The organism is Micromonospora sp. NPDC005194, assembly GCF_040608335.1.
Classification (GTDB): domain Bacteria; phylum Actinomycetota; class Actinomycetes; order Mycobacteriales; family Micromonosporaceae; genus Micromonospora.
In genome coordinates this window covers 1-10,732 of sequence record NZ_JBEXIA010000074.1, presented here as the reverse complement: position 1 = coordinate 10,732, position 10,732 = coordinate 1, and the positions used below count along the sequence as shown (strand labels likewise).

Annotated in this window: 12 protein-coding genes and 1 pseudogene; 5 read left to right on the top strand and 8 right to left on the bottom strand. The window is 73.2% G+C overall.

The window, feature by feature from the left end; all coding sequences use genetic code 11:
- Both ABZU53_RS31395 and ABZU53_RS31390 read right to left on the bottom strand, forming a co-directional pair.
- On the bottom strand, window positions 1–1,261 hold a 1,261-nt coding region (locus tag ABZU53_RS31395; protein WP_355069186.1), incomplete at its 3' end, for an Hsp70 family protein.
- 101 nt (window positions 1,262–1,362) lie between these two features.
- Window positions 1,363–2,514, bottom strand: a complete 1,152-nt coding sequence (locus tag ABZU53_RS31390; protein WP_355069189.1) for a DUF4147 domain-containing protein — start codon at window positions 2,512–2,514, stop codon at window positions 1,363–1,365.
- Here ABZU53_RS31390 and ABZU53_RS31385 point away from each other — a divergent pair.
- A complete protein-coding gene (locus ABZU53_RS31385) occupies window positions 2,396–2,659 on the top strand; it encodes a hypothetical protein (protein WP_355069191.1) in 264 nt (87 codons plus the stop codon). The two genes, ABZU53_RS31390 and ABZU53_RS31385, sit on opposite strands and share 119 nt — an antisense overlap.
- A gap of 5 nt (window positions 2,660–2,664) precedes the next feature.
- Here the strand turns inward: ABZU53_RS31385 and ABZU53_RS31380 are convergent, their stop codons facing one another.
- From ABZU53_RS31380 to ABZU53_RS31370, 3 genes are read right to left on the bottom strand one after another with little or no spacing between them, the layout of a single operon-like run.
- Entirely contained in the window at window positions 2,665–3,273 is a 609-nt protein-coding gene (locus ABZU53_RS31380; protein ID WP_354856112.1) for a dTMP kinase, read from the bottom strand.
- Between the two features lie 13 nt (window positions 3,274–3,286).
- Window positions 3,287–3,868 carry an SLATT domain-containing protein gene (locus tag ABZU53_RS31375; protein ID WP_354856113.1) on the bottom strand — a complete coding sequence of 194 codons (582 nt, stop codon included), beginning with the start codon at window positions 3,866–3,868 and terminating at the stop codon, window positions 3,287–3,289.
- A 16-nt stretch (window positions 3,869–3,884) separates the two neighbouring features.
- Complete coding sequence (locus ABZU53_RS31370; protein ID WP_354856114.1) at window positions 3,885–4,619, bottom strand: hypothetical protein; 735 nt, start codon at window positions 4,617–4,619, stop codon at window positions 3,885–3,887.
- Between the two features lie 152 nt (window positions 4,620–4,771).
- Here ABZU53_RS31370 and ABZU53_RS31365 point away from each other — a divergent pair, with 152 nt between their 5' ends.
- The 3 genes from ABZU53_RS31365 to ABZU53_RS31355 all read left to right on the top strand — a co-directional run bounded on the left by ABZU53_RS31365 (window position 4,772) and on the right by ABZU53_RS31355 (window position 7,309).
- Complete coding sequence (locus tag ABZU53_RS31365; protein WP_355069184.1) at window positions 4,772–5,542, top strand: HAD family hydrolase; 771 nt, start codon at window positions 4,772–4,774, stop codon at window positions 5,540–5,542.
- Window positions 5,543–5,610: 68 nt separating this feature from the next.
- On the top strand, window positions 5,611–6,303 hold the full coding sequence (locus ABZU53_RS31360; protein ID WP_007461060.1) for a response regulator transcription factor: 693 nt from the start codon (window positions 5,611–5,613) through the stop codon (window positions 6,301–6,303).
- The gene (locus tag ABZU53_RS31355) at window positions 6,296–7,309 is read left to right on the top strand and encodes a HAMP domain-containing sensor histidine kinase (RefSeq protein WP_354856116.1); all 1,014 of its coding nucleotides are present in this window, start codon (window positions 6,296–6,298) and stop codon (window positions 7,307–7,309) included. The genes ABZU53_RS31360 and ABZU53_RS31355 overlap by 8 nt, the downstream gene beginning before the upstream one ends.
- A gap of 12 nt (window positions 7,310–7,321) precedes the next feature.
- Here ABZU53_RS31355 and ABZU53_RS31350 read toward each other — a convergent pair whose 3' ends face one another.
- The 3 genes from ABZU53_RS31350 to ABZU53_RS31340 all read right to left on the bottom strand — a co-directional run bounded on the left by ABZU53_RS31350 (window position 7,322) and on the right by ABZU53_RS31340 (window position 9,404).
- Window positions 7,322–7,909 (bottom strand): class I SAM-dependent methyltransferase, encoded by a 588-nt coding sequence (locus ABZU53_RS31350; protein WP_355069187.1) that lies wholly within the window; start codon window positions 7,907–7,909, stop codon window positions 7,322–7,324.
- Between the two features lie 143 nt (window positions 7,910–8,052).
- Window positions 8,053–8,733, bottom strand: coding sequence for a DUF2064 domain-containing protein (locus tag ABZU53_RS31345; RefSeq protein WP_354860863.1), 681 nt, complete (start codon window positions 8,731–8,733; stop codon window positions 8,053–8,055).
- Window positions 8,730–9,404 carry a glycosyltransferase family 2 protein gene (locus tag ABZU53_RS31340; protein ID WP_355069182.1) on the bottom strand — a complete coding sequence of 225 codons (675 nt, stop codon included), beginning with the start codon at window positions 9,402–9,404 and terminating at the stop codon, window positions 8,730–8,732. Before ABZU53_RS31340 ends, ABZU53_RS31345 begins: the two co-directional genes overlap by 4 nt.
- A 145-nt stretch (window positions 9,405–9,549) precedes the next feature.
- On the opposite strand from ABZU53_RS31340, the pseudogene ABZU53_RS31335 reads away from it, so the two are divergent.
- Window positions 9,550–10,635: pseudogene (locus ABZU53_RS31335) on the top strand (hypothetical protein); the annotation flags it as partial.
- Between the last annotated feature and the right edge of the window lie 97 nt (window positions 10,636–10,732).

The window sequence follows — 10,732 nt, the reverse complement described above, 5'->3', positions numbered from 1 at the left end:
GCGCGGTCGACGCCGCAGCCGGCGTGGACGGGCCTGCGAGAGCCGGCGCCGGCGGGCCCGCCGGAGGCGGTACGGGCAGCGCGGTCGGGGCGGCCTGCGGTCCCGCGTACGCCGGCAGCGCTCGGCGCAGCGGAAGGTCCGTCAGCGCGCCCTCGGCCACCGGCAGCTCCGGCTGGTCCAGCACCGTCGGCGCCACTCCCAGCTCGGCGTGCAGCATCCGGGCGACCAGCGGGATCCGCGAGGAGCCGCCCACCAGGAACAGCCCGGCGAGCTGGTCGGGGCGGAGCCCGGCCGCGGCGATGACCTCCCGGGCCCGCTGCACCGCCCGGCGCAGCAGCGGCGCGACCACCCGCTCGACGTCCTCCCGCGTCAACCGCACCGCCTCGGCCACCCCCGGCACCGCGACCGGGGCCACGGCCGAGCGCGACAGCGTCTCCTTCGCGCCGCGCACCTCGTCCCACAGCCGGACCTGGTCGCGACGCTGCGCCGGATCCGACGGCCGGACCAGCCGGGCCCACCGCCGGGCGTGCCGCTCGCCGAGCAGCTCGCCCACCCGCTGCACCAGCGCCGCGTCCAGATCGAGACCACCCAGGTCGGGCAGGCCACCGTCGGCGACCACGCGGAAGCCGGAGTCACCCCACGGGTCGGCGCCCTCGTTGCGCAGCACCGCGACGTCGAGCGTTCCACCGCCGAAGTCGAACACCGCGATCGCGCCGCCGACCGGCACCGGCCGGTGCAGCACCTGCGTGTAGTAGCGGGCGGCAGCCACCGGCTCGCGCAGCAGCCGGGTGCCCGGCGGCGTCGGCCCGGCGAGGGTGTGCTCGGCCGCCTGCGGCCAGCCCGCCCGCAGCAGCGCGTCGGCGAGCACCTGCCGGCGCGTGTCGTCCCAGGCCGCGGGGCAGGTGAGCACGGCCGGCGGCAGGAAGCCGACGGCGTCCACCGCGGCCCGACCGACCGCCGTCAGCACCGCGGCGAGCAGCTCCGCCGGAGCGTACGCGCGGTCACCGAGCTGCACGGTCGGCTCGTCCACCCGGCGCTTCGGGTTCGCCTCGAACCGGGCCGGGTCGGCCTGCGCCAACCGCCGGGCGTCCGTCCCGACGTGCAGGGTGCCGTCCGGGTCGGCGTACACGGCGGACGGGCTGACCGGCTGACCGTCCATCAGCAGCGGACGGGTCCGCCCGTCCGGCCACCGCAGCACGGCGACCGTGTTGGACGTACCGAGGTCGACACCGAGGGCGTAACCCTCGTGCTGGCCTGCCATCTGCCGATACCTCCGCCGCGACGAGGGAAACCCAGCCCCGCATCGTACGCAGCCCGCGCCGCCGGACCGATCAGTCGGTGCGGGTTCGGTGGGCAGTGCGCCTACCAGCGGAACAGGGCGTAGATGTCACAGACGTTGGTGCCGGTCAGCGCCGCCTCGATGATCTGCCCCATCCTCGCCAGCGGCTCGTAGGTGTTGTTGTCGGCCAGGACCCGTTCCCACGAGTAGCCGAGGTCGCTCAGCAGGCCGAAGCTCCCGCCGGTGACCCACGCGCCCATCGCCTCGGCGACGAAGTCCTGGCCGTCCGTCGCCAGAGCGACGAAGCAGGTCGAGCGGGAGCCCGAGATCTGCCGTGCCACCCGCCAGGCCAGTTCCTGACATCTGCCGCCCCGCCCGCCTCCACGGACGTTGACGGTGGCTTCGCCGCCGCCCAGCACGACCCGGGGTGGTGGCCCGCCGTCGCGGGTCGCCAGATCCAGACGGCGGGCGAAGAGCGCCGCCACATCCTGCGTACTGCCCTGCAGGGCGCTACCGATGATGTCGGTTCGAAACCCGCGACGCGCCGCCTCCTCGGCGCAGAGCCGCACCGCGAGCCCCGGATCGCCGACCATGGTGTTCCGGCATTCCGCGTGACCGGCGAACCTGCTTCTGCGCAACTCCATCGCGGCGACGAAGTTCGCCGTCAACCTGCTCGGGATCTCGGCCTTCTGCATGATCTCGACGACCGCGTCGGCATCCGTGACGGACGGGTACGTCATGCCCGAGCCGACGCCGGCCGGCCCCACCTGAACGTTGTCGCACAGTATGTACGAGCAGCAGCGGGCACCCAGTGAGTACGACAGGAGCCCGCCGTTGTGAATGGCGGACACCGACCGCCTGACCATGTTGACGGTGGTCACGTCCACCCCGGAGAGCACGAGGATCCGGGTGACCTCGGTGAGGTCTTCGAGAGTGACCGGTGGCAGCGGCAGGACCGCCAGCGCCGACGCTCCTCCCGAGATGCCGAACACGATCACGTCGCGCTGGTCGTAGGCGCCTGACGTCAGGAACGAGCGGAGTTGGATGCCGGCGGTGAGGCTGTTGCTGCGCGGGAAGGGATGGTCTCCCACCAGTTGGGTCACGCCGGGGATCGGCGTGCCCACGGACTTCGACACGCAGATTCCGCCTCGAAATCGGGTGCCGCTGGCCGCGACGATGGCCGACGCCATCTCGTGCGCGGCCTTTCCGACGGTGACGGACCGGACCGAGCGCACCCCGGGATGGAGGAACGGTTCACGATCTATCGCCGTCGCGGTCAGCTTCGTCGCGTGCAGACCGGGCAGGCAGGCGGCCGCGACCGACACGCACGTCTGGACTTCTGGCAACGAACGCACAACAGGCCCCCGCGTCATCGTCTGAGGTCCCTAGAGCACGACTCGCACGATGCGGCGGGCGAGCGTGCGGGGATCCTCGCGGTCACTGGAAAAGACCTCTGTTCTGCCCGGACTCTCCTTCAGCCCGTCGAGATATCCGGCCCGCAGCGCCGTCCAGTAGGACTCCAGCCCGATGTCCTTGCGGCTGAACGGGCTGAGTGTGCTCCGCTCGAGCGTGGTCGACAACGAGACATCGAGGAAGACCGTCACGTCCGGTTCGATTCCCCTGCTGGCAAAGGCGGTGACCCCTGCCACGACCTCCGGCGGCAGGCCCCGCACGTGAACGAAGAAGGCGGAGACGGACAGCGACCAACGGTCCGCGATGACGATGGCGTCCGGCGCGTCGGCGGAGACCCTGCTCAGGAGGTGGGCCTTCCGGCTGAGGTGACCGGCGTACAGCATGAGTTCGGTGTTGGCGTCCAGCTCGTCCGCGAGCTTGGCCGGGTTGGTGATCGACTTCAGCCGCGTCGAGATCGGATCTCTGACCACGAGATCCTTCAGTTCGACGCAGGGCACTCCGTCGGAACGCAGGAGCGCGGCGACGGCCCCGCAGGTCGTGGACTTCCCGGCATTGGTCATTCCCTCGATCGCGACAAGCACCGACTGCACCCTCCTAGTTCGATCCCGCACCGACCTCCTTGGGCCCGGTGTCGAGCGCGAGCGCATCGGACTCCGCCGCACGGCGCTCGTCGAACGGCGTGAACAGGACGTTCTGCCGCGGTTTGGCGGACAGATCCCGGACTGCCCGACGCTTCACACGGGCAGGTATGGTCAGCGAACCCTGGGCCAGGTCATCCATTTGTTTCTTGATGGCACCGAGCGCGTCCCGCAGATCAGAGTCACGTCCGGGTGGGATCGCCATGATCTGTTCCAACTCCCGGCGGATGGCGCCGTACCTGGCCGAATCCGCGCGGTAGCGATCGGCCCGCTGCTCGAAGCGGAGGAACGTCTGGAGACTGGACAGGACCACGGAACACAGACTCAGGACACCGGTCGCGATCCGTATCCAGAGTGCCGGGTCGGCCGCGAGGGTTGCGAAGATTCCCGTGCTCACGACGGCGGAGAGCGCGATCGTCGTGCCGCCGATCAGGCTGTTCAGGCGGGAGTAGTGGTTACCGGTGTCGTACTGCACACGCTGACTCTGCCTGCTGCGTCGATGCCAGTCGGCGATGAGCTTCTTGGTCGAGTCGTCCATTCCCGACCTCCGGATGTCAAGAAGTGCCCGCGCTCAGGCGGTCACGCAACCGCCGGTGTCGTTCTTCGACGGGCGCTGCGAAGACGAACCTGTTCTTCTGGGGCGAGAAGCAGAGGTCTCCCGCAGCGTCCTTGAGGAACACCGCCTCAAGTTTCGGCTTCTCGATGAACTCGCCGGGATCGAGCAGGAACGCCGCGCGCGTGTAGGCGCCGGCATCGACCTGGTAATAGATGGTCAACAGGTCGACGAAGGGCCCCGGCTCGGCACGACCACCGACGGACGCCATGGTCGTGATCCGGTCGCAGGACTCGTCCAGAGAGATCTTCTCCCGCACGTACAGACCGAGGGCGTCGTCGGACAGGAGCCCTCGGCAGATGGCCCACTCCCGATCACTGATCGGCAGCGCGTCCCGCAGATCCGACCAGACCGCCAGGGTGTATTCGTGCTGCAGGCCCTTCTGCTCCTCGGCCAGAGCGCGGGGCTTACCGATGTCGTGAAGGCACAGCATGAGTCGGAGCGCCCGCAGCCGCAGGCCAAGCGGCAGCGGGACGGCACTGAACCACTTTTCGAACAGGGAACAGACCATGATCGTGTGGTCCCGGAGCGAATAGTCACGCTTTCGGGAATTCCTTCCCCGGAGCTGTTCCTCGATCGCCGGAATGGTGGCCAGAACGCCCAGAGCGCGCTCGGGAAGGTACGCCGCGTCATCGACCAGGCCCTCAAGTCGCGAGCGGACGACCGAATGATCCAACTGAACCTCCCACCGTGCCCCTACGGCGTGCCCTACGCCTAGCTTGCAGCGACACCGATGAGTAGGCAAGGCGACCCTGCTCCACATCCTCCGAAACGGTCGACCTCGTGCTCGCCTCCCCTTCCCGTGCGTACTGGTGCAGGATTGCCGACATGCTTCGCTCACCTCGCGCGCTCCTGCTGGACTTCGGTGGCGTCTTGGTCGACGCGCCGCCACAGCCCCCGGCGCCGCCCGCGCTGGTCGACCGGTTCTCGCACCTCCTGGGTGGGCTGGTCTCCGACGCGCAGATCGCCGCCGACCTGAGCGAGGGCACGACCGCGTACGCGCATTGGCGTGACGAGGTGGGCACGACAGGCGACCCGGTCGAGCTGCCGCACGCGCGGGTATGGGCCGAGTTCGTGACGCCACGATGGCCGCCTGCGGCCCGTGCGGCCGTCGAGCGGGAGGCGACCGCACTGGCGTACGCCTGGACCTCGCGAGCCGAGTGGGAGGTCCGCCCGGGCATCCCGGAGGCGCTGCGTGCCGCCGCTGCTGCCGGCCTGCGGCTGGCGGTGGTCAGCAACACGCTGTGCGGCGCCGCCCACCGGGACTACCTGAACACCGCCGGCTTGTCCGAGCTGTTCGCCGCCGAGTTCTACAGCGACGAAGCCGGGCCCCGCAAACCCAACCCACAGCTCGCACTTCTGGCGGCGCGGGCCATCGACGTGTCCATCGACGAATGCTGGTTCGTGGGTGACACCGTGCACCGGGACATCGCCTGTGCCCGCCGCGCCGGTGCTCAGGCGGCGATCCTCATGCGGTCGCCCCGGACCGACCGGGAGCCGCCACATCCCGAACTCGTTCCCGATGCCGTGATCGAGGACGGGCACGGTCTGCTCGCGCTGCTTCGACAGGTGTGGGGCACGGCGGTCGCGGCACCGTAAGCGAACCGCAAGATCTCCCGGGTCGGGGCCGTCGGCTCCGCTGGCTAGGCTGGCCCGGGAGGTGGCCGGTGGCGCAGCGGGTGCTCGTGGTCGACGACGATCGCACCGTCAGCGACGTGGTGTGCCGCTACCTGGAGCACGCCGGGTACGAGGTGAGCCACGTCGGGGACGGGCTGGCCGCCCTGGAGGCCGTCCAGGACCGGCCGCCGCACCTGGTCGTGCTGGACCTGATGCTCCCCGGGCTGGACGGGTTGCAGGTGTGCCGGCGGCTGCGGGAGCGGCCGGACGGCGTACCCATCATCATGCTGACCGCACGCGGCGACGAGGCGGACCGGGTGCTCGGCCTGCAACTGGGCGCCGACGACTACCTGGGCAAACCGTTCTCTCCGCGCGAGCTGGTGCTGCGGGTCGGTTCGGTGCTGCGTCGGGCCGGTGAGCCGGCCGCGCCGGCGGCCGAGCTGCTGGCCGACGCGGGGCTGGAGGTGGCCACCGGGCCACGGATCGCCCGGCTGCACGGCCGCGAGCTGGCCCTGACATTGCGCGAGTTCGATCTGCTGGCACACCTGATGCGGCACCCGACGCGGGCGTTCAAACGCACCGAGCTGCTGGAGCGGGTGTGGGGGTGGAACTTCGGCGACCAGTCCACGGTGACCGTGCACGTGCGGCGGCTGCGGGAGAAGATCGAGGACGACCCGGCCGAGCCGCGACGGATCGTCACGGTCTGGGGCGTCGGCTACCGGTACGAGCCAGCCGATGCGTGACCTGGCGCTGATCTTCGGGGCGGCGCTCACGGCCGCGCTCGGCGTGGGCCTGCTGGGCGCGCTCACCCTGCGGCTGCTGCGCCACCGGTCGATCACCGTGCACGTGTGCGTCCTGCTCACCGTCACCGTGGCCGCCGTGGTGGCCGGGGTGGTGGTGGTCGCCCAGGCGATGTTCCTGTCTCCGCACGACCTCCAGGTCGTCCTGCTCACAGTCGCCGCGGCGGCGGTCGTGAGCCTCGGCGTCGGCTGGTACTTCGGGCGGCGACTGGCCGTGGCCGCGGTCTGGGCGGCCCAGGCCCGGGAGCGGGAACGGCGGGTCGAGAAGGGCCGCCGGGACCTGGTGGCCTGGGTGTCACACGACCTGCGGACGCCGCTGGCCGGCCTGCGGGCGATGGCCGAGGCGCTGGAGGACCGGGTGGTCGACGACCCGGAGACGGTCGCCGAGTACCACCGGCGGATCCGCCTGCAGACCGACCGGATGACCCGACTCGTCGACGACCTGTTCGAGCTGTCCCGGATCAACGCCGGGGCGCTGCGCCTGACATTGTCGGCGGTGCCGCTCGGTGAGGTGGTCTCCGACGCGTTGGCCGGCACCGCGCCGCTGGCCAAGGCCCGCCGCATCCGCCTGGTGGCCGCCGAGTCGGGCTGGCCCACCGTGCTGGCCAGCGAGCCCGAGCTGGCCCGGGTCGTGGGCAACTTGCTGCTCAACGCGGTGCACTACACGCCGAGCGACGGCACGGTACGGGTGGACGCCGGATGCGAGAGCGACGCCGCCTGGCTGGCGATCGCCGACACCTGCGGCGGCATTCCGGAAGACGACCTGCCCCGGCTGTTCGACGTGGCGTTCCGGGGTGAGCCGGCCCGTACGCCCCGCTCCGGTGGGGAGGGCTCCGGCGGGCTGGGGCTGGCGATCGTGCGCGGGCTGGTCGAGGCGCACGGCGGCCGGGTGGACGTGCAGAACGTCGTCGGCGGCTGCCGATTCGTGGTCCGCCTCCCGACGGCCTGACGCCCCGCGGCGTCAGCGACCCGCTGCCAGCTCGCCGAACCAGCGTCGCCCCCGCCGGAACACGTCCCGTACCGCCAGGCCGGCGGCGTCGGCGACCGGGTGCACGGCGCGCGCGTCCAGCCGGGCCCAGCGGAACGCCGGGCCGAGCAGCAACCGGCCGGCGCGCTGCTCGGCGGCCACCCGGGCCAGGCCCTGCCACAGCCCCGCGCCGGGCGGCTCCAGCTCGACCAGCACCGTTCCGTCGGGTGCGAGCAGCTCCCGGCAGCGGCGCAGCAGCGCGACCGGTTCACCGCCGATGCCGATGTTCCCGTCGATCAGCACCGCGTGCGCCCACCGGCCCTCGCCGGGCAGCGGCTCGAACAGGTCGCCGTGCACCGCCACCGCGCCCCGGGCCCGCGTCAGCCGCACCGCCGTCGCGGAGACGTCCACACCGACCGCCGTCCGCCCGGCCCGGGTCAGCGCCACGGTGAGCCGCCCCGGCCCGCAACCGAGGTCGAGTGTCGGCCCGGCGCACCGCTCGACCAGCCCGGCGACCGCCGGCTCGGCCGGTCCGTGCCAGCGGTCCACCGGTAGCCGGCTGCGGACACCGTCGCCGTGCACGAGCCACCGCCTCCGGGCCGCACGGTCGGCGAGGGCGGCAGCGAATGGATCCGCCCCCGTGCCCGCCGACGACCCGTCGTGCCCCCGCGCCGGCACCGCAGGCGACGTCGACAGCGCCTCGATCGGGGCGGTGTCGACGGGATTCACCGCCGACCTCCCGGCTGCAGGGCGAGGCGGACCGCCGCGACCTGTCGGGCGAACCGACCCTCGGGCGCCTCGACGGCCACCGCGAGGGCGTCGGACCACTCGTCGACGTCGCGCAGCACCGGCAACGGCGCGGTACGCAGGCCGCGCCCGGTCAGGGCCGCCCACGTGTCGTGGCCGGTGTCCGGCGTCGACATCGGCACGTCGCGCAACACCCGGGCGTGGCGGGGGTCGCGCAGCCCGAGCGACCACCAGCCGCCGTCGCGCGCCCGGCCGAGCACCGCGTCGGTGGCGCCCAGCCGCACCACCGCCGCGGCCAGCCCGGTCGGCGTCACCTGCGGGGTGTCCATCCCGATCTGGAGCACCGGCCGACCCGGGTACGCCGCCGCGACCTCGGCGTACGCGTTGGCGAGCCGATCGCCCAGGCCGACGCCGCGCTGGTCGAGCACCACCCAGCCGGCCAGCGCGGCGGTCAACGCGGCGGCGTCCTCCGCCTCGGTCAGCCGACCCGTCCAGGCCAGCACCGGCGTGACACCGGGGGTGGCGCGGACGGCGTCGAGGGTGTCGCGCAGCGCGGCGGCCGCGATCCGGGCCGCCTGCGCCGGGGTGGCCGGTGGGCAGAGCCGCGTCTTCACCGCCCCCGCGACGGGCGCCTTGGCGACCACCAACAGGACGGTCACCGGGGGCCCTCCACGGTACGCAGCACCCCGGCGAAGTCACGGGTCGCGCGCAGGGTGCCCCGCACCGAACCGGACACCTTGGACCGGGTGCCGGCGGCCCGGGGCGCGTAGGTGACGTCCAGCTCGTAGATCCGCCAGCCGGCGGCGGCGGCCCGGATCAGCAGTTCGAGGGGGTAGCCGAAGGCCCGGTCGGTGACGCCGAGGTCGAGCAGCGCCTCCCGGCGGGCCACCCGGATCGGGCTGAGGTCCCGCAGCGGTACGCCCCGACGGCGCAGCAGCGCGGCGACCAGCGCCGTACCGGCGCGGGCGTGCCACGGCCACACCCCGGCCCCGACCGGACGTCGCCGGCCCACGCTGAGGTCGGCGGTGCCGGCCAGCACCGGGGCGACCAGGGCCGGCAACTCGGTGGGATCGAACGACCCGTCGGCGTCGAGGACGCACACCACCTCGGCGTCGGCGGCCTCCAGGCCGGCGTGCACCGCCGCGCCGTAGCCGCGCCGAGGCTCGTGCACCACCCGGGCGCCGTGCCGCGCGGCCACCTCGGGCGAGCCGTCGCGCGAGCCGTTGTCCACCACGATGGCCCGGTAGCCGGGCGGCAGCGCGGTCAGCACGCCGGTCAGGGCGGCCGCCTCGTCCAGGCAGGGCAGCACCACGTCGATCTCAGTCGGCATATTGCCGACGCTAGGGCGGCAGGCCCGCGGCGGAGGCCGAAATGTGCTTACCGAACCCTTACCACCTGGGCATTTCTTACCGTCCGGTGACGGGCCGCCGATTGGCGAGCGCGAGGGCGGGCTGTCGCCGTACCGTCCGGTGGTCATGGCCTCGACCACCACTCTCGCCGCCGCCCCCGGGCGGACCCCGCCCCGCCGCCGGGCCGGCGACCTCCTGATACTGGGCGTGGAGGCGGCGCTGCTCGCCGCCGCCGTGCTGGTGGGTGCCCTGCTCAACGCGCGTGGCGCCGGGCTGCACGCCGACGCCGCTCCGCTGTACGCGACGTGGCGGCCGCACGTCGGCTGGGGCAGCCCCGCCGCGCTGGCCGTAGCGGTCGCGGTGGTGGGGTGGGGAGCGCGGTGGGCCCGCACCGCCCGGTGGGGTGTCCTGCTGGCTGCCGCGTGGCTGACCGCGGTCGCCTGGACGTTGTCGTTGGCCCTGGTGGACGGCTGGACGGCAGGGCTGACCCGGCGGCTCACCCCGCAGGCCGAGTACCTGCACGAGGTCCCCGGGGTGACCGACATCCCGGCGATGCTGGCCGGCTTCACCGGCCGGATCGTCGACTTCCAACCCGACGCGTGGTCCACCCACACCGCCGGGCATCCGCCGGGCGCGCTGCTCATCTTCGTCTGGCTGGACCGCATCGGCCTCGGCGGAGGCGCCGCCGCCGCGCTGGCCTGCGTGCTGGTCGGCGCCACGGTCGCGGTGTCGGTGCCGGTGACCCTGCGGGCGCTCGGCGCGCCCGACGCGGCCCGCGCGGTGCTCCCGTTCCTGGTGCTGCTGCCGGGGGCGGTCTGGGTGGGCGCCTCGGCCGACGGCATCTTCGCCGCCGTGGTCGCGGCCGGCCTGGCGCTGCTGGCGGTCCGTGGCCGCGTCGCCGCTCTCGCCGGCGGGACGGTGCTCGGGTTCGCGCTGTACCTGTCGTACGGGTTCCTCCTGGTCGGCGTGCTCGCGCTGGCCGTGGTGACGCTGCGCCGTACGCACCGTGGGGGCGCGCTGCTCGCCGCCGCCGTCGGGGTCGCGGCCGTGACGGCGGCCTTCAGCGCGGCGGGCTTCCACTGGTGGGTCGGCTACCAGCTGGTCGTCGAGCGGTACTACCAGGGCTGGGCCGCCGACCGCCCGTACGCCTACTGGGTGTGGGCCAACCTGGCCGCGCTGCTGCTCAGCGCCGGGCCCGTGCTCGGGCCGGCGCAGCAACCAGCTCGCCCTGGCCGAGCTGGACTCGTCACGGGAGCGGCTGGCGAGAGCGGAGGTCCGGGCGTTGCGGGCGCAGATCAGCCCGCACTTC